The sequence below is a fragment of the Pseudomonas sp. Marseille-Q5115 genome, assembly GCF_916618905.1.
Lineage (GTDB): Bacteria > Pseudomonadota > Gammaproteobacteria > Pseudomonadales > Pseudomonadaceae > Aquipseudomonas > Aquipseudomonas japonica_A.
The window spans coordinates 2350667-2369885 of the sequence record NZ_CAKAKI010000001.1 but is presented as its reverse complement, the minus strand read 5'-3'; the positions used below and the strand labels follow the sequence as shown (position 1 = coordinate 2369885).

At 62.8% G+C, this 19219-nt stretch carries 12 protein-coding genes; 5 read left to right on the top strand and 7 right to left on the bottom strand.

Features of this window, described 5'->3' with window-relative positions; translation table 11 throughout:
* Positions 1-57: 57 nt before the first annotated feature.
* Positions 58-750: a type 1 glutamine amidotransferase domain-containing protein gene (locus LG385_RS10910; RefSeq protein ID WP_225774297.1), complete on the bottom strand. Its 693-nt coding sequence runs from the start codon at positions 748-750 to the stop codon at positions 58-60.
* A 95-nt stretch (positions 751-845) separates the two neighbouring features.
* Positions 846-1898: an NAD(P)-dependent alcohol dehydrogenase gene (locus tag LG385_RS10905; RefSeq protein ID WP_225774296.1), complete on the bottom strand. Its 1053-nt coding sequence runs from the start codon at positions 1896-1898 to the stop codon at positions 846-848.
* Between the two features lie 173 nt (positions 1899-2071).
* Here LG385_RS10905 and LG385_RS10900 point away from each other — a divergent pair, with 173 nt between their 5' ends.
* The 3 genes from LG385_RS10900 (at position 2072) to katG (ending at position 7173) form a co-directional block, all read left to right on the top strand.
* The gene (locus tag LG385_RS10900; protein ID WP_225774295.1) at positions 2072-3004 is read left to right on the top strand and encodes an AraC family transcriptional regulator; all 933 of its coding nucleotides are present in this window, start codon (positions 2072-2074) and stop codon (positions 3002-3004) included.
* Positions 3005-3092: 88 nt separating this feature from the next.
* Positions 3093-4697, top strand: a complete 1605-nt coding sequence (locus LG385_RS10895; protein WP_225774294.1) for a sensor domain-containing diguanylate cyclase — start codon at positions 3093-3095, stop codon at positions 4695-4697.
* Between the two features lie 247 nt (positions 4698-4944).
* Complete coding sequence (gene katG, locus LG385_RS10890) at positions 4945-7173, top strand: catalase/peroxidase HPI (RefSeq protein WP_225774293.1); 2229 nt, start codon at positions 4945-4947, stop codon at positions 7171-7173.
* 71 nt (positions 7174-7244) lie between these two features.
* On the opposite strand, the gene LG385_RS10885 is transcribed toward katG, so the two are convergent.
* Complete coding sequence (locus tag LG385_RS10885; protein WP_225774292.1) at positions 7245-7838, bottom strand: TetR/AcrR family transcriptional regulator; 594 nt, start codon at positions 7836-7838, stop codon at positions 7245-7247.
* A gap of 91 nt (positions 7839-7929) precedes the next feature.
* Here LG385_RS10885 and LG385_RS10880 point away from each other — a divergent pair, with 91 nt between their 5' ends.
* Entirely contained in the window at positions 7930-8808 is an 879-nt protein-coding gene (locus LG385_RS10880) for a DMT family transporter (RefSeq protein WP_225774291.1), read from the top strand.
* On the opposite strand, the gene LG385_RS10875 is transcribed toward LG385_RS10880, so the two are convergent.
* Positions 8805-10778 (bottom strand): putative bifunctional diguanylate cyclase/phosphodiesterase, encoded by a 1974-nt coding sequence (locus tag LG385_RS10875; RefSeq protein ID WP_225774290.1) that lies wholly within the window; start codon positions 10776-10778, stop codon positions 8805-8807. The genes LG385_RS10880 and LG385_RS10875 overlap by 4 nt on opposite strands.
* Positions 10779-10972: 194 nt before the next feature.
* On the opposite strand from LG385_RS10875, the gene LG385_RS10870 reads away from it, so the two are divergent.
* Positions 10973-11953, top strand: coding sequence for an AraC family transcriptional regulator (locus LG385_RS10870; RefSeq protein WP_225774289.1), 981 nt, complete (start codon positions 10973-10975; stop codon positions 11951-11953).
* A 32-nt stretch (positions 11954-11985) separates the two neighbouring features.
* Here LG385_RS10870 and LG385_RS10865 read toward each other — a convergent pair whose 3' ends face one another.
* The 3 genes from LG385_RS10865 to LG385_RS10855 form a co-directional block, all read right to left on the bottom strand.
* Positions 11986-13908, bottom strand: coding sequence for a tyrosine-protein phosphatase (locus tag LG385_RS10865; protein WP_225774288.1), 1923 nt, complete (start codon positions 13906-13908; stop codon positions 11986-11988).
* Positions 13909-14042: 134 nt separating this feature from the next.
* Complete coding sequence (locus LG385_RS10860; protein WP_225774287.1) at positions 14043-16274, bottom strand: putative bifunctional diguanylate cyclase/phosphodiesterase; 2232 nt, start codon at positions 16272-16274, stop codon at positions 14043-14045.
* A complete protein-coding gene (locus LG385_RS10855) occupies positions 16249-19152 on the bottom strand; it encodes a chemotaxis protein CheB (protein ID WP_225774286.1) in 2904 nt (967 codons plus the stop codon). The genes LG385_RS10860 and LG385_RS10855 overlap by 26 nt, the downstream gene beginning before the upstream one ends.
* Between the last annotated feature and the right edge of the window lie 67 nt (positions 19153-19219).

The window sequence follows — 19219 nt, the reverse complement described above, 5'->3', positions numbered from 1 at the left end:
GATCATGCCAACCATCGAGAAGAGAGCGGGGCCAACCCAGGCCCCGCAGCATGAGCCTTAGCCGTTCAGCTCATCGCTCAGGCGCTTGAGCAGTGCCTTGGCAGTGGCTTCGGAGGAGGCAGGGTTCTGTCCAGTGATCAAGTGGCCGTCTTCGACTATATAGCTGCCCCAGTCGGCGCCTTTGGAATACTCGCCACCTTTTTCCCTGAGCATGTCTTCCACCAGGAAGGGCACCACATCGGTCAGGCCCACGGCGGCTTCCTCGCTGTTGGTGAAGCCTGTCACGCGCTTGCCTTTCACCACCGGGTGACCATCTGCAGCCTTCACGTTCTTGAACACGCCAGGCGCGTGGCACACGGCGGCCACAGGTTTGTTGGCCGCGTAGAACGCTTCAAGTACGGTGATCGAATCCTTGTCTTCGGCCAGGTCCCAGAGCGGCCCATGGCCACCGGGGTAGAACACTGCATCGAAATTGTAGGGGTCGATTTCCCCTAGAGGAAGGGTGTTCGCCAGGGCGGCCTTGGCCTGCTCATCCCCCTGGAAGCGCCGGGTGGCGTCGGTCTGGGCGTCCTCGGCATCGCTTTTAGGGTCCAGGGGCGGCTGGCCACCCTTGGGCGATGCCAGTGTGACTTCGGCGCCTGCTTCCTTGAACACGTACCAGGGCGCGGCGAACTCTTCAAGCCACAGGCCTGTTTTCTTTCCGGTGTTGCCCAGTTGATCGTGCGATGTGAGGACCATCAGGATCTTCATGCCAACCTCGCTTGTTGATAAGTGAACGGGCGCTCCCGCCGGGGAGCCATGACTCTCTGAGGGCGGGAGGCCGCAGACGTTCAAAGGCGTAGCGGTCAGGCCTTGAGGGTGGCCATGTCGATCACGAAGCGGTATTTCACATCACCGGCGATCATCCGGCTGAACGCCTCGTTGATATTGCGGATGTCCAGCATCTCGATATCGCAGGTGATGTTGTGCTCGGCGCAGAAGTCCAGCACTTCCTGGGTTTCGGCGATGCCGCCGATCAGCGAGCCGGCAAGCACCCGGCGCTTGAGTACCAGGTTGGCCGCATGCAGGGCGGGGTCCACGGGCTCGATCAGGCCTACCAGAATGTGCACGCCATCGAAGCGCAGGGTTTCGAGGTACGGGTTGAGGTCGTGCTGGACCGGTATGGTGTCGAGCAGAAAATCGAAGCGCCCGGCCGCGGCGGCCATCTGCGTGGCATCGGTGGACACGATCACATGGTCGGCGCCTTGGCGGCGGGCTTCCTCCGCTTTGCTGGCCGAACGGGTGAACAGGGTAACTTCGGCGCCCATGGCCTTGGCGAACTTGATGCCCATGTGGCCCAGGCCGCCCATGCCCAGGATGCCTACTTTGCTACCTGGCTTTACACCGTAATGTTTGAGTGGCGAATAGGTGGTGATGCCTGCACAGAGGATCGGGGCAGCGGCGGCGAGGTTCAGCTTCTCCGGGATGCGCACTACAAAGTGCTCGCTCACCACGATGCTGCTGGAGTAGCCACCCATGGTGTTGCTGCCGTCTACCCGGTCTGGCGTGGCGTAGGTCATGGTCGGGCCTTCGAGGCAGTACTGCTCCAGGTTCGCCGAGCAGGCTTCGCAATGGCGGCACGAATCCACCATGCAGCCCACGCCTACCAGGTCGCCAGCTTTGTATTTGCTCACATTGCTACCCACTTCCAGCACCTTGCCGACGATCTCGTGGCCGGGCATGAGTGGGTACACGGCGATGCCCCATTCATTGCGCGCCTGGTGGATATCGGAATGGCAGACGCCGCAGTACAAAATCTCGATCGCCACGTCGTCCGGGCGAGGGCTGCGGCGGTTGAAGGTCATGGGGGCGAGGGGAGTGGTAGCGGTTTGCGCGGCATAACCGATGGCGGTGTACATAAAGTGCCCTCTTGAGGTTGCTGTGAAAGGCAGCCATTTTCCCCGGCCTGCCGTTGGCGGGCCATGGACAATCCTCCGGGTGTGGTGCCTATTCCTCCGAACCTGCCGCCAAGGCTGCGCTGAGGCAGGCAAACCTGCGATGATGCACGTATCCAATCCTCTGCCGAGCCACTATGTCGCCCACGCTGCACGACGATGCCAATCTCGCGTTGGTTTCACTGATCAAACCGCTGGCCACCGAGCCCGGCTTCAACGATACCCAGTTGCCAGGCGTGCAGGCGATGAGCTGGGACCACTACGTGGCCAGCAGCCCGCAGATCTACGAACCCAGCCTGATTATCCTCGCCCAAGGCAGCAAACTGGCCCGGCTGGGGCCGCGCACCCTGGAATATGGCGCGGGCCACTACCTGGTGCAGGCGCTGTCGGTGCCGTTCATGTGCGAAACCTTTGCCACGGTGCGTGAGCCTTTGTATGGCGTGGCGGTGGCGATCGACCGCGCGGTAATCAGCGAACTGGTGCAGGCCATGGTGCTGCCCCCGGATGCCTCGGTGAAAGCGCAAACGCCCGAATCCATGACGTCCGCAGCGTTGGACGCGCCAATGCGCGATGCGGTGGAGCGGCTGTTGCGCTGCCTGCATGATCCCCAGGATTGCAAGGTGATGGGCGCGGCGCGGGTGCGGGAGGTGTTGTATGCGGCGCTGCGCGGGCCGCAAACCGGTGTGCTGCGCGCCCTGGTGGAGCAGCAGGGGCATTTCGCCCGTATCGGCGCGGCTTTGCAGTATTTGCGGGACCACTACGACCAGGCACTCACGGTCGAGAGGCTCGCCGAGTGCGCGAACATGAGCCCGTCCACCTTTCATGAGCATTTCAAGCGCAGCACCTTGCTGTCGCCAGTGCAGTACCTCAAGCGCCTGCGCCTGCTCAAGGCGCAGCAGGTATTGGCGGGCGAGGGCATGAGCGTGGCCCAGGCCGCGCATCGGGTGGGCTATCAAAGCACCTCGCAGTTCAGCCGCGAGTACAAACGCTACTTCGACCGCAGCCCTGGGGAAGAGCGGGGGCAGGCGCGGCTACCGGTGAACGGCGAGCCGGCCCTGCCGGCTGGATGAACCACGGAATCTTGCTTGCATACTCACCTCTAACCCTTGGCATGCCCACCTGGCGCCATGCCACGGCGCGACCCGCCACGGAGCCGATATGCCTGGACGCAAAGCCCTGTCGCTGTCACCCCGGCCTGCAGTGCGGGCGTTGATCGCGCGCCTGGACCAGCCCGGCGCAACCTTCGGCCTGACGCTCACGTTCATGCTGTTGGTCATCCTCACCTTCACCGCAGTAGAGGGCTGGCGTGCGTGGCGCGACTATCGCCAGGCCTACGCCACCGCGGAGAACTCAGCCACCAACCTTGCCCGCGCGACTGCCCAGCATGCCGAGGACGCGATTCGCCAGGTCGATATCCTGACCGGTGAGCTTCGCGAGCGTGTGGAAGGCGATGGTTTGAGCCGCATGGATATCCCCCGCATCCACGCCTTGATGCGAGAGCAGTCCGAGGTAATGCCCCAGTTGCATGGGCTATTCATCTACGGGCCGGAAGGCCAATGGGTGGTCACCGACAAGGACCAGCCGCCAGACACCGCCAACAACGCCGACCGCGATTACTTCATTTACCACCGCACCCATGCCGACCGGAATGTTCGGATCGGCGAAGTAGTACGTAGCCGTTCCACAGGAGAGTTGATCATTCCGGTGTCCCGGCGGCTGAATACCCCCACGGGTGAGTTTGCCGGGGTGCTGCTCGGTACGATCAAGGTCAGCTACTTCGTGGATTACTACGGCGCCTTCAAGATCGACGACCGCGGCGCACTGGTGCTGGCCCTGCGCGACGGCACCATCCTGGTCCGCCGACCTTTCGATCCGGCAGTGGTAGGGCAAAGCCTCAAGGAAAGCGAAATCTTCAAGCGCTACCTGCCGTTGGCCAACGTGGGCGTGGCAGAAGTGAAAGCTGTAGTAGACGGCACTCGGCGGCTATATGGCTACCGTGCCCTGGAGCGCTACCCGCTGGTAGTGGAAGCGGGGCTGTCGCGGCAGTCTTTCGTGGGGCCCTGGCGCGCGGATCTGTTCAAGACGGGCCTGGTGCTGCTGTTGCTCATCGGCGTACTGACCAGCTTCGGTGCCTTGGTACTTCGCCAGTTGCGCCAACGCATCAGGGCCGAGAAAGCCATCAGGCTCGCTCACCAAACCGTCAGCGACATGGCAATGACCGATAGCCTCACTGGGATCGGTAACCGCCGCCGTCTTGATCAGGCGCTGGCGCAGGAAATCGCCCGTGCCAGGCGGCAGGGTACTTCGCTGGCACTGATCATGCTGGATGTCGACCACTTCAAGCGTTACAACGACCGCTATGGCCACGCCGCCGGTGACGATTGCCTTCGCCAAGTGGCCGCCGCGATCCGGCAGGCACTCAAACGCCCCGCAGACCTGGCGGTGCGCTACGGCGGTGAAGAATTCACGGCGTTGCTGCCAGACACCGACGCAGTGGGTGCCGCGAGCGTGGCCGAGCAGATCCTGCAGGACATTCGCGCGCTTGACCTGACGCACAGTGACCACCCACTGGGCATCGTGACCGTGAGCGCAGGCATTGCCCTCACCACACCGGCCAAGGAGGAAACCACCCCGGAAGGGTTGATCAAGGCCGCCGACGCGCTGCTGTACCTGGCCAAACACAGCGGCCGCAACCGCGCGGCCTGCCGGCTACCTCGCGAGACCCCTTCCGCGCTCGCCGATCTGGACGGCGGCACCCGATGATCTTCAGCACACCCGTGCTATCGCTACGATAGCCAAAGCCTATGCTATGAGCCGATCCGTCAGGCCGGTTGGCTGTGATCAGCGCGCCAGAGCGGTTGCGCCCAAGGCCGGCACTGCAGTGCCTGACGGTTTGTTGCAACCGGCGCGTTTGTGGACCCTCGCGCCGGGTGCTAACGTTTTTCCGAAGCGCCCACGATGGCGCTACGTCGATTAGCCGACCTGAACAGCTGCCACAGAGGAGCAAAGCATGAGCGCCGACACACAAGAAAAAGCAGGGGGGGGCGGATGCCCATTTGGCCACGGTGCCCCGCGAAAGAAACCTGGCAACCGTGATTGGTGGCCCGAAGCACTGAGCCTTACCTCGCTGAACCAGCACTCGCCGCGTTCCAACCCGTATGGTGGCGACTTCAACTATGCCGAGGAATTTCTGTCGCTTGACCTGGATGCGGTGATCGCTGACCTGCATGCCCTGATGACCGATTCCCAGGATTGGTGGCCGGCCGACTTCGGCCATTACGGTGGGCTGTTCATTCGCATGGCCTGGCATAGCGCCGGTACCTACCGCATCACCGACGGCCGCGGCGGCGCGGCAGGCGGCCAACAACGCTTCGCTCCGCTCAACAGCTGGCCCGACAACGCCTCGCTGGACAAGGCCCGGCGCCTGCTGTGGCCGATCAAGCAAAAGTACGGGCGCAAGCTCTCCTGGGCCGACCTGTTCGTGCTCACCGGCAACGTGGCGCTCGAATCCATGGGCTTCAAGACCTTCGGGTTCGCTGGCGGCCGCTCCGACACCTGGGAACCCGAGGAGCTGTATTGGGGGCCTGAAGGTACCTGGTTGGGTGACGAACGCTACAGCGGTGAGCGTCAACTGCACCCCGGCCTGGGTGCCGTGCAAATGGGCCTGATTTATGTAAACCCGGAAGGCCCGAACGGTAATCCAGATCCGAAGCAGTCCGCCATCGACATTCGCGAAACCTTCGCTCGCATGGCCATGAACGACGAAGAAACCGTTGCGCTGATCGCCGGCGGCCATACCTTCGGCAAAACCCACGGTGCGGGCGACCCGTCGCTGATGGGACCGGAACCTGAAGGCGCGGTGATCGAGGACCAGGGCCTTGGCTGGCGCAGCAAGTTCCAGACCGGCGTAGGCGCGCACGCCATCACCTCGGGCCTGGAAGTGATCTGGAGCCAGACCCCCACCCAGTGGTCCAACTACTTCTTCGAAAACCTCTTCGGCTTCGAGTGGGAACTGACCACCAGCCCTGCGGGCGCCAAGCAATGGGTTGCCAAGGACGGGCCGGAAATCGTGCCCGACCCGTTCGACCCGAACAAAAAGCGCAAGCCAACCATGCTCACCTCCGACCTGGCGCTGCGCTTCGATCCGATCTACGAGAAAATCTCCCGGGACTTCCTCGCCAACCCCGATAAGTTCGCCGATGCCTTCGCCCGTGCCTGGTACAAGCTGACCCACCGTGACATGGGCCCGACCGGCCGCTACCTAGGCCCGCTGGTGCCGAAGGAAACCCTGATCTGGCAAGACCCGATCCCCGAACTCGATCATCCCGTGATCGACGAGGCGGATATCGCGTCGCTCAAGCACCAGATCCTCGGAACCGGCATTGCGCCGTCCCAACTGGTGTACGTCGCCTGGTCGTCGGCCTCCACGTATCGCGGCTCGGACAAACGAGGCGGTGCCAACGGTGCGCGCATCCGCTTTGCGCCACAAAAAGACTGGCCAGTGAACAATCCGCCGGTGCTGGCTCACGTGTTGCAAAAGCTCACCGACATCCAGGCCGCGTTCAATGGTGCAGCGGCCGGTGGCAAGAAAGTGTCCATGGCAGATTTGATCGTACTGGCCGGTTGTGCCGCCATCGAGGAGGCCGCTCAGGCCGGCGGTGTGAACATCAAGGTGCCGTTCACGCCTGGCCGCATGGACGCATTGGAAGAGTGGACCGACGCCCATTCGTTCGAAGCGTTGCGCCCGCTGGCTGACGGCTTCCGCAACTATTATCACGAGGCCCACTTCATGGCGCCGGAGGAAGCCCTGGTCGACAAGGCACACCTGCTGCGCATCAGTGCACCGGAGATGACGGTTCTGGTGGGCGGCATGCGCGTGCTGGGCACCAATGCCGACGGCAGCCAGGACGGCGTATTCACGAACCGGGTGGGCACCTTGTCCAACGACTTCTTCGTGAACCTGCTGGACATGAACACCGAGTGGAACCCCACCGAGCACAAGAACCGCTTCCAGGGCCTGGACCGCAAGACCCGCCAGCCCAAGTGGTTCGCGTCTCGCGCCGACCTGATTTTCGGTTCGCAATCGGAACTGCGGGCCCAGGCAGAGGTGTACGGTGCTGCTGACGGCAACGAGAAGTTCGTGAACGATTTCGTGGCTGCCTGGAACAAGGTCATGAACGCCGACCGGCTGGACATGGGCACCGCGGAGGACGCCTTCAGCCAGAAACTGTCCGCTTAACCCTAGAGTTCCCGGGTTTCACCCGGTCCTACAGGCTGAAACATGTGGGACCAGGCGAAGCCTGGGAACTTTCACCTCCGAACCTCCAGCGCTGCAAACGCAAAGCGCTTGAAGCGCTGGAACGCTTCGGGATTTCCGTCCACCTTGATCCGGATCAATACCCCTTCATAGGCCTCGATCAAGAACGCCGCCGCTTCCTGCGGATTCAGCGTGGGGTCGACTTCACCCGCAGCCTGCGCCTCTTCAAGCAACCCCTCGATCTGCGCTTCCCAACGGCGGAACACTGCGGCCAGCCGCTCCCGGAATGCGGGGGTGCGGGCGGTGGCGGTTTGCCCGAACACCCCGTACAGGCAGCCACCCATGGGGGCTTGCGCCATGTGCAACCGCTCGGCTTCGTTGAAGTATTCCTTCAAGCGCTGCAACGGGCTGGTAGAGAAATCACTGAACAGGGCGCTGCGCGTCGCGAAGTAATGGCTTTCGTAGGCGTCCAGTATCGCCGTGGCGAAATCCTCCTTGCTTTTGAAGAAGTAATAGAACGAGCCCTTAGGCACGCCGGCCGCGTCCAGGATGCTGTTGAGCCCGATCCCGTCATAGCCGTTGATCAACATCGATTTCAGGCCCTCGGCAACAAGCCGCGACCGCGTGGCGTGATTTTGTTTGCTCATGGTAGTAGACCAGTTAACTAGCTGCTAATCCTGTACCTGTCCCGCGGCAAGGGGCAACTCCCACCGCGATTAACCCGACAGGAGGCACTGGATGACGTTTGCAATCGACCGCAAATACCTGGGCGTGGCGTTCGCCTGCGCCAGCTATGGCATCTACTCCCTGACCTACGCAACAGTGAAATGGCTGGAGGCGGACTATTCCCTCTGGCAGTTGGTGTTCATGCGCAGCGTGGTGATGCTGCTGATCACCCTGGGGGTAAGTCATCGGGGCACCGCATCGGCGGCCATCTACAGCCCTCAGCGCCGATCGATGGGCTTCAGGGGGGTGTTGCAGTTTCTTTCCATGGCATGCTTTTTCCTCGCGGCGCGGGAGTTGCCGCTGTCGGTGGTCACTACGCTGTATTGCACGGCCCCTTTGATCATCGTGGTGCTGTCGGTGTTCGTGCTGGGCGAACGGGTGCACGGCTATCGCTGGTTGGCGCTGCTGGTGGGTATCGTTGGCAGCGTGCTTGCGGCCAACCCTGGCGGCGCGCTCAGCCCCGTGCCCTCGCTGATCGCCCTGGGCTCGGGTGTGTTCTGGGCGCTGACCGTCGTGTATACCCGCAAAAGCGGCGCGCAGGACAGCTCCGCCGCGCAGCTGTTGGTCACCGGGGCGGTATTCACCTTGGGCAGCGGCGTATTGATGACCTGGCAAACACCCACCACGCTGTGGCAATGGGGGCTGATGATCGCGCTGGGAGCGCAGATCTACCTGGCGCAGTACTGTTTTCTCGAAGCCTGCCGCTGGGCGCCCGCGTCTATCGTAGGCCCGCTGGAATACACCAGCGTGGTGTGGTCTTGCCTGCTTGGCTATCTGATCTTCGCGGATGTGCCTACGGTGCAGTTACTGATAGGGGCGGGGCTTGTATGTGCCAGCGGCGTGGCCTTGGCGCTGAGCGCGCGTGGAGGCTCCCGGGCGTGCGCCGCCTAGGCCGAAGGGGTGGCCCGCGATGGGTCGGCGAGGCCATGGGCCCGGTCGGCTTCGCCCAGCCAGGCGAGAGTATCGTCGAACTGCATCGGCCGGCTGAACAGGAACCCCTGCACCAGAGTGCAGCCCAGCCGCGTGAGCGCGGCCATCTCGGCTTCCGTTTCCACCCCTTCGATCACACACTCCAGGCCCATGTCCTGAGTGAGCGCGACCAACGACTTGACGATTTTGTAGCTGGCAGGGTGGGCCTGAATGTCCTTGACGAAGCTGCGGTCGATCTTGACCTTGGTCAGCGCCAGGGCATGCAACTGACCCAGGTTGGTATAGCCGGTACCAAAGTCGTCCAGGGCGATGCCACAGCCCAGTTGGCGGAAGTGGCCAATGGCCCGATGCATCTGCTCAAGGTCATGCACGATGGCCGTTTCGGTAATTTCCAGGTCCAGCCGCGAAGGTGGGAACCCGCTGTCGCGAATCACGCCAACGATCAGCCCAACGTTCTCGCAGGAAGCGCAATCATGGGCAGAAAGGTTGAATGACAGCCGTACCGGCGCCGGCCAGGCCCGCGCCTGCTCCAAGGCTGCGCGCAGCAAGGGCAGGGTAAGGCGATTGATCAGCCCGCTGCGCTCGGCCACCGGAATGAACCGGGCCGGGGACACCGCGCCCAGCTCCGGGCTGTTCCAGCGCGCGAGCGCCTCGAAGGCCACTGTAGCCTGCGTGTGCGCATCGAGGATGGGCTGGAACTGCACGTAGAATTCCTGCTCCAGGTTGGCCCGGCGCAAGGCTTGCTCGGTCACCGCATCCTGATGCAACTGGGTGTAGTGCGCCGCCGAGAACAGGCATACCGTGCCCGCATTTTGCCGCTTGCCTTGGTAAAGGGCGTAGTCGGCGTACTCGAACAGCTGGCTGGCCGTTCCAGCCGTTTGTGGGTAAGTGGCGATACCCAGGGTGGCGCCGATCTGGATCGACAGGCCGTTGAGCCAGAATTCCGATTGCAACGCCTCGCACGCCCGGGCGCCGTAGGCGGCGAGGGCGTCGTTGTCCAGGCCCTGGCTCAGGATCAGCGCGAACTCATCGCCGCCCAGGCGGGCGACATGCACCGAGGGGCTGGCCAGGCGCTGCAAACGCTCAGCCACCTGAGCCAGCAACTTGTCACCAACACCATGCCCATAGAGGTCATTGACCGACTTGAACCCGTCCAGGTCCATGATCCCTACCGCCAGGCGGCTGCCCTCGGCATGGGCCACCTCCAATGCCTGATCGAGGGCGCTGAAGAACTGCCGGCGGTTCGGCAGGCCGGTAAGGCTGTCCTGATTGGCCAGCCGCAGGTTCTCGTCGCTCAACTGCTCGGTGCGGGCCTGCACGTTGATCAGGCTGGTGAAGTTGCGGTAGTTGCTTTGCAGCACGATCAGCAGCGCTACCGACACGAGGGATATATTCACTGCGGTGGCAATGAAGGTGGGGTTTTTGGTGGACGCGAAAAACACGATGAACGCCAGATCCACGATGGCGGTAGTGATCAGCGCGGCCGGGAGCAGGTGCATCAGGCAAAAGATACACACCACCACGGTGATGGCCATAAAGAAGGCGACGTGGGCCTGGGCATACGGCCCACCATAGGGGTAAAGGGCGAGCGACCAGGCGGTGAAGCCAATAGCGATGACAACGGCAAGGCGGTTGGTGCGCGCCAGCATCGCCGCGATCGTGGCTGCGTCTGGTGGCGTATCGGTAAGGCGCCACCACATCACGGCCCGGCTGCAGCACACCAGGGTCATGGCCACAGGCACACCCAGGGTCAGCCACGCCGGGGCCGAGGCCAGGTGCGTAAACGCCAGGGCCCAGGTGTTGATCAGCAACACGAAGTACATCATCGGCAGTTGACGGGACAGCGCCACGAACTGCGCTTTGAGCAGGCGCGGGTTATCGCTCGGCACCTTCATCAGGGTGACAAGTCGTTCAACCAGGCGTTTACCCATTGCATTCATCCCTGCCAGCACGCGGCAGGCGCGCTGACGTTTTCGGCAGTGACAGGCCGAACCCTCCGGCCTGATGCGCACGTATCGGCTCGGCCACCAGATTTCTTGAGGCAGCCGGTCGCTTGCCGTCACGTGGTTGTCATAAGCGGCTGCTAGCGTGCCGGGCCGTGACTTTTCTGAGCTGACATCACCACATGACCGCAGCCCCCATGCGCAAACAGATCGTTATCCGCTCCGATGACATGGCCTCCGATGACTTCGGCCGCCTGTTCACCCAGGCGTTCGGCAGCTTGTACTCCGGCATGCCTTCCATGGAAAAGCCGCTTCGGATTGCAGGCGTGTACGGCCGTTACGAGGGGGTAAGCTTCCGCCGTATGGTGTATGGCGGTGACTTTGCGTTCGAGCTGCCCGGCATGGCGGACGAAATCACCTTCGTGCTGCCGACCGCAGGGCATATCGTGTTCAACCTGGCCACTCAGGCGGTTGGCAGCGTCCAGGCAGGCCTGGCAGTGGAAAAGGCCCACGTACGCTCTGTGCGCATGGTGGACGGTCACGGCCAGTATGGACTTTCGGTACGGCGTAGCCTGTTCACTGAGCGGCTGGCTATGCTGTTGGGCGCTCCGGTGGTGAAGCCTGTGCACTTTCACCCCCTGGTAGACCTGGCTCAACCTGGGTTCGACGGGATCAAGGCGCTGGTGCGCTTTGCCACCAGCGCCGAGGCGGATTCGCTGGTGAACGCCAGTGTGCTGATGCCTGAACGGTTACGTGAAATGCTCGTGGACGCTGTGCTGGAGGCATGGCCGCACACCTATAGCCAGGCGCTTCGGCGACCTGGCCCCGGCGTTGCCCCGCGCCACGTGAAGCTGGCGATGGACTACCTGCGAGCGCACCCGAGCGTAATGGTCAGTGGCACTGAGCTAGCAGGGCTGGCCAGCGTGAGCCTGCGCGCATTGCAGGACGGCTTCCGCCGCTTCGCCGGCATGAGCATCGTGGCCTACCAGCGGCAAGTGCGCCTGGAGCACGCACGCCACGTGTTGGAGCAGCAACCGGCCGTTACCGTTGGCGAGGTGGCCCTGAAGCTGGGCTTCACCAATGTCGGCCGGTTCAGCCAGTATTTTCAGCAAGCCTACGGTGTGCGGCCACAGGACGTGCGCAAGGGGTTGGCACGTGGATAGCCTGAGCTGGCACGCTCAGGCCGCCCGCAGGGTCAGAACTGGTAACCGGCTTTCAGGCTGCCGCTGAACCCGTGGCTGTCGCCGCCACCGGTGGCGCCCGCTTCAGCGCCCAGGCTGAAATTACCCAGGCTGGCTGTCATATTGACCGCGCCGTTGAACTGATCGCGGTTGGCATAGGCAGCCCGTTGTTCCACGCTCAGCCCTAGCAGCCCCGCTTCGCTGTCCACCCGGTGGTCGCCCAGCACGTGTTCGTACCCCACGGATACGCCGGGCACCAGTTGCCAACCACCGCTCAGCCCCACTGGCGCGAACGCCGCCTTCATGTTGGCGAAGGCACTTCGGCGGGTTTGTCGCGTACCGTCCACGTCCAGCGCCAGCTCGCTGCCTTTTTCCTCGAAGCCGGAGAGGCTCAAGCGGCTCGCACGCAGGCCCAGGCTGGGCTCCAGGCTGACGGCACCGAGCGGCGTTCGATAGCCCAGGGCCAGGGCGGCGCTCGCCAGGTTGCCATGGGTATCGCCCTTGGCCGCGCCCAACCCACCGCCCAGCTCGCGCTTGCTGTTGTAGTCCACCCACCCGGCGCTGGCATCGGCGGCTACATACAGGCCGCGCTCCAACCCGTTGGGCGCGAAACGTACCCCAGCGGTGCCGAAGGTAAGGTCGGTGTCGGCTTCGCCGCCGGCGCCGCCCACGGTGCCTCGGCTATAGCCGAACGCTGCATAGCCACTCAGCTGTTCGGAAAACCGCTGGCTCAGCCCTACCAGTGTGCCTTGGGTATGTTCATTGCTGCTGGCGGCGTGCGCCGAACCGTCCGTGCCCAGGTAGTCCGCCAGCCCGGCGGTCCACAGCTGACGCTGGCCGCTCTTCAGGTTGATGCCGCTGGTGTATGCCCCTGCGGCCTGCTCGATCAGGCCCGGTTGGCGCAACAGGTAACTGGCCGCATCGGCGTGCACCTGGCCGCCCACCGTCGCCTCCACACCCCCCAGGCTGCCGGCGTACAGCGCCGATTGCAGGTAGTAGTTGTAAGCGGTGTAGTTGCCGGAAAGGCTGCTGTTCTGCAGTTGTTGCAATAGCCCGGCACCTGCGGCCGAGTTGCCCAGCAGTTCGGCCTGGCCCGGCAGGCTGTTGTAATAGACCATCTTGGCGCGGAGCACGTAGATGGTTTCCTGGGACAGCCCCAAGCCTTGCTTGAGGTAGTTGTCCATGCTGCCGTATTCGGCGGTCACTTCATCCAGCCCCGCCTGCAGGAAGCTGGCATCCACGGTAAGCAGGGGTTCGTAGATGGCGGCCATGCTCGCCGGCATCGCCGCCAACGTGGCCGCTACCCGGGCGGCGGTGTAATCGTTGGTGGCCAGGTAGTCGGTCATGATGGTACTGCTGTCCACCCCGGCGATGCTTAGCAATACAGCGGTGGTCCAGCCGGTGCGGTCTTTGCCAGCGGTGCAGTGGAACAGCGCGGCGCCGTCCACGCCAGCCAGGTCGTTGAACAGCACCGCGAACTGGCTGCGCATGCCGACATCGCTCACAAAGCTACGGTTGGCATCCTGCATCATCGCAATGGCGTCGGCGGCGCTGCTCACCGAGATAGTAGTGATGTTCGAACCCGAGGCGGCGCTGCCGATGATGTCGATGTTGGTATAGCTGGCACCGGCGAGCAAGGTGTCGGGCGTAGCGGCGATTTCGCTCGCAGTGCGCAAGTCATACACCGCCGTGATCCCAAGGCCGTTCAGGGTCGCCAGGTCTGCGGCGGTAGGGGTGATGGCGTTGGAACGGTAGAACACGCCGGCGCGCATCGTGCCGTCCATGGCCGTGGTGTAGGCGGTGGTAGTACCGGCGATGTCGCGGAAGTTATCGATACCGGCCAGCCTGGGTGTGTCCAGGTTGGCAGTATCGGCAGCGTGAGCGGCGCCCACGGAAAGGCTGAGGATGGACAACGACCGCAGGATTTGGGGAAACACTGTGTAGCCTCCTTGGATACAGGTTGGGCTGGCTACTATCAGTGTTTGTCTGGTACGAAATATTACAGTTTGGTGCGCCCCCGAAATGCCTGCGTGTTTGGTCCATTTGCAGCGCGTTGTGTCTGCACCGCGCTCTACAGTTGAGGCTGCAGCCGCCAGGCTTCAGGCGGGGCCCATGCCCGCATCCATCCCACAATTTCCTGCGCTGGCATAGGCTCTGCGATACAGAAGCCTTGCGCATGGTCGCAGCCCAGTTCCAGCAACCGCACACCCTGGTACAAGCTGTCTACGCCTTCGGCGATCACTTCGCGGTCAAACGCGTGGGCCAGGCCGGTAATGGCCTGGAGGATCGACAGGTTGTCGTTCGCCTCTGGAATGTCCTGAACGAAGCTTTTGTCGATTTTCAATTGGCTGACCGGCAGGCGGTTGAGGTAGCTCAACGAGGAGTAGCCCGTGCCGAAGTCATCCAGGGCGAAACGCACGCCGATCTTGCGGCAGGCCACGATGGTTTCCGAAACCCGGTCCATGTCCCTGAGCGCGCTGGTTTCCAGGATTTCAATGGTAAGCATGCCATCGGGCGCATTGCCCCACACCAACAGCTGGTGCCTGAGGAACTCGACGAAGTCAGGCTGTTGCAACTGCCAACTCCCAATGTTTACGCTCACCGGTAGCGCACAGCCATGGTCGGCCCAGCGCCGGGTTTGCTCCAGCGCCTGGCGGATTACCCATTCGCCTACCAGTTGGGAAACCTTGTCGTTCTCGAGGCACGGCAAAAACGTTTCGGGCAAGAGCAGGCCTTCTTCGGGGTGTTGCCAGCGAATAAGCGCTTCTACCCCGACTACCTTGCCACTGCGCATGTTCACCTTGGGCTGGTAGTACAGCACCAGTTCGTGCTGGTGCATGGCCTGTACGATACGGTCCACCCGTGCATTTCGCGCCAGCAGGTCCTGCTCCAGTTGCTGATCGAAGAAGTAGTAGCAACCCCGGCCAGCCAGCTTGGCCTGGTACATGGCCTGGTCTGCCTGGCGCAGCAGCTGGTCCGGGCCTACTTCCTGCGGCTGGGGGTAGAACGTCACACCCATGCTGGCGCTGAGCTGCAAGTTGACGCCATCGACTTCGATGGGTTCGGCGATGGTCTTGAGAATACGCTCCAGTATCGGCGTGCTGTGTTGATGATCCTCAAGCCCCGGGATCAATAGCACGAACTCGTCACCGCCCAGGCGCGACGCCAGCCAGCCTTCGCGCAGGGTATTTTTCATCCGCTGCGCGACCACAATGAGCACTCGATCGCCGGTGGCGTGGCCGTGCTGGTCATTCGCTGCCTTGAAGCCGTCCAGGTCCAGGTAAACGACCGCAAGGCTGCCACCGCTGGCATGGGCCTGGCCCAGCAACTGCTGCATTCGTTGGGCCAGCAGCACGCGGTTGGGCAACTGTGTCAGCGCGTCGTAATGAGCGATCTTCTCGAGCCGGGCCTGATGTTCACGCAACTGTGTGACGTCGGTGAACAACGAGACAAAGTTGCGCACTTCGCCACTGTCATCATGGATAGCGGTGATGGTCTGCCCGGCAATGAACAATTGGCCATCGCTGCGGCGGTTGGACACTTCGCCCTTCCAGAAGCCTTTTTCATGCAGCGCCTGCCATAGCGCCGTGTACGTGCTGCGAGGGGTTTGCCCCGAGGCGAGGATGCGGGGGTTGCGGCCCAGCACATCATGGCGGCAGTACCCGGTAATGGTTTGGAACGCTTCGTTCACCTCCAGGATGGTGCCTACGGCGTCGGTGATCATGATCGCTTCGTGGGCGTGGGTGAACACGTTTGCCGCCAGGGCCAGCTTCGCTTCGGCGCGGCGCAGCTCGCTGATGTCGGTAAGGGTCAGGCGCACGTGGCGGGCGCCGCCGTGCTGCCTTACGCAGTCCAGGTGCGCGGCCAGGGGCTGGCCGTCGTTACGCAACAGGGTGAGGTCGGCGGTGTGGGCGCGCATGTCCCGACAGGCGCGGACGAACAGCGCCGTCCATTGCGCACGGTCTCCGGGGTGTACCCAGCGATCGAAGCGCCGGCCGAGCAATTGCTTGCGGGATACCCCCAGCAGTTGCTCGGCGCGGGCATTGGCGCCTTCGACCATGCCGCTGGCCGACAGGCCCAGGTAACCCACCGGCGCCTGCTCATACAGGTCCAGGTAGCGGTCTCTGGAGGACTCCAGGTCCCCCTGCAGCCGGCGCAACTCCTCGTTCTGCATTTCAAGCTCAACCTGATGCAGCTGAAGGTCACGCCAGACGCGGCTTTCTTCGGTAATGGGAAATTCGTCCAGCGCGCGTTCGGCGCGCTGTCGGATACTGCTCTCAACTATCTCCGGCAGCTTCTTCATGGTGGCCTCGTAGTGAGGGCCGGCTGATCTGCATCGTTACCAAAATCAAGTTGGGCCGGGTATTGTCACCCGGCACTCTCCTGGCATCGAGCCTGACTTCCAGTCGCCCGGTAGCGGGTAAACATACGTTTATACAAAAATCAGTCAGGACACTGTCGTTGCCGGAAATCGCCTTCAGCGCGCCGACCAGCTTGTCCACCTGCCATACCCCATCGCTCAGCTCGCCGAACGGCCGATTGACGGTTTGATCACCGCGCACGCCGAATGCTTCCAGATAGGACTGGCTGACCGAGACTACCGTCAAGTCATCGTTCAACACCAACAGGGGCGCTTTCACCGTATCGATTATGGCTTCAGCCATGGCCCGCGCAGCTTGCACGGACCGTTCCACCGCCACCCTGCTTGTGATGTCGTGGAACGTCATTACCACTCCTTCGATCACATTGTCCAGCGTTCGATAAGGCATGATCCGGGCAAGGAACCAGTGGCCCTGGCGCGTGGTGACTTCGCATTCGAAGGGAATCAGCGTTTCCAGCACGTTTCGGGCGGGGCCGGTAAGGTCGGTGTTCAACAATTGCGAGGTGATATCGCCCAGCGGCCGGCCTACATCACCGGCGATCAACCGGTAAATGGTCACCGCATCGCGGGTGAAGCGCCGAATACGCAGCTGGGTGTCCAGGAAGATAGTACCTACCCGAATACTATCAAGCAGGTTTTTCATGTCGTTCTGCATGTCGACGAGCTGCTCGACCTTGGCCTGCAACTCGGCGTTGACCGTGATCAGCTCCTCGTTGACCGATTGCAACTCCTCCCGGGAAGTTTCCAGCTCCTCGTTGGTGGATTGAAGTTCTTCGTTTGCCGATTGCAGCTCTTCATTGGTGGAGCAGAATTCTTCGTTGGAAATCTGCAACTCGTCGATGGTCGCCTGTAGATGCTCACGAGTGTGGGTCAAGGCCTGTTCGAGCAGGATCACCTGGTCGGCTTCGCTGTCACTCAGGGCCGACGGGGTAGTGTTCACTTCGACGGCTTCGCTGGGCAAAGGCTCGAAGCTGATCAACAACAGGCGCTCGTCATCCAGCGTGGCAGGCAGCAGGCGCACGCTCAGAGCCACGCCGGGGACGTCGTTGCCGGGTGCCCGTACCTGACGCCGTACAGGCGCCCCGTCAATGCTAACGGCCGCGGCCTGAACGGCGGCGCGAAGGTCGGCGCGCAAGCCGTCACGCGCCATGTCGACTACGTTCAGTGTCGCCCGCCCAGGGGCGGGCCGGAGGAAGTCACTGGTATCGCCGTGCACGTACACTACATTCCCACGCAGGTCGGTGGCGACCGAAGCGGGCACGTAGTCGTTCACCAGCATGCGCCTGGTAAGGTTCTCAACACTGGAAATCCGGTTGATCCTGGGCGTCTGATCAAAGCCTTTTTTCATCTGATCGGGCACTCGGCTGCTCGGGGTTTCGCTTTTCAATATTGAAGTATGGAGCGTTTTCACTACCGTGTAGATTTTCCAGCGGCGGTCCACGGCGGTAAACAGTTCGGCATGGTGGCCAATGCTTTCAGAGGGCGAGAGCATCAGCACGCCATGGGGCTTGAGCGCGTAGTGGAACATCGGGATCAGCTGCCGCTGCAGGTGCGCGCCAAGGTAGATCATCAGGTTGCGACAGCACAGCAGGTCCAGCCGGGTGAAGGGAGGGTGGCTGACCAGGTTGTGCTCGGCGAACACAATAAGCTTGCGCAAGGCGCCGCGCACCTGATAACCGCCCTCGGTTTCGGTAAACCATTGCGCCAGGCGCGCGGGCGTAAGCTGGTTCGCCATGGCGGCCGGGTACAACCCCGCCCGCGCTACTTGTATGGCATGGCCGTCCAGGTCGGTGGCATAGACCTGTATATCGAACCGGCCGCGCAGCTCATCGCGCAGTTCCTGAAGAATGATCGCCAGCGAGTACGCCTCTTCGCCGGTGGCGCACCCGGCCACCCATGCCCGGAACACGTAGCCTTGCGGCTGGTTCTGCAGCATGGGTAGCAGGATGTTCTGCTTCAAGGCCTCGAAGGCTTCCGGGTCTCTGAAAAACTGGGTCACGTTGATGAGCATTTCGCTGAACAGCAGCGGTACTTCGCCAGGGTTAGCTTGCAGATACGTGGCATAGGCCCTTTGGTCCCCGATGCGGTGTACGCTCATGCGGCGTTCGATGCGCCGGGCAATGGTGCTTTTCTTGTAGTGGCCGAAGTCATGCCCGGTGGTAGCCCGAATGATCTTGATGATCGAGTCCAGAGCGCTGATCACGGCGTTGGGTTGGGACGGGCCACGAAGCAGGCGTTCGGGCATCTCGGCCACTGGCGAGATGCTGCTGGCGTGGCCGGCGGCGATGACAGAGGCCGGCATGCTGGGGTATTCAGCTTCATCGGGTGCCTGCGCAAGGGTGAAACCGCCAGCTTCGAGGATCGCCTGGCAGCCTTGCAGGCCGTCGTGGCCGCTTCCGGACAACACAATGCCCACGGCGTCGGCGCCGCGTTCCCGTGCCAGCGAGCAAAAGAAGGTATCAACCGCCGTCGCCTCGCCATTCTGCCGCCGTGGCAGGTATTGCAGGCGGCCGTCTTCGAGCACCAGATCGTGCCCGGGCGGAATGACATACACGTGGTTTGGCCGAACCATCACGCTGGGGCGTGCTTCCTGCACGGGCATGGTGGTATGCCGCCCGATCAACTCGGCCAGCAGGGTAGGGCGCTGGGGAGAAAGGTGCTGGATGACCACAAACGCTTTTCCGCTGTCCGTCGGCAGGGCATGAAGCAGGTGTTCCAGTGCCTTCAGGCCACCGGCGGATGCGCCTATGCCCACCACCGGGACGGGGGTGTGCAGCGTTTCAAGGTTGATCGTGGTCAAGAAGCGGTCCTTTCCCAGGGAAGCGTAACGTGAGCGAATACGGCAGTATGCCGCCTTCGGCCCGGGG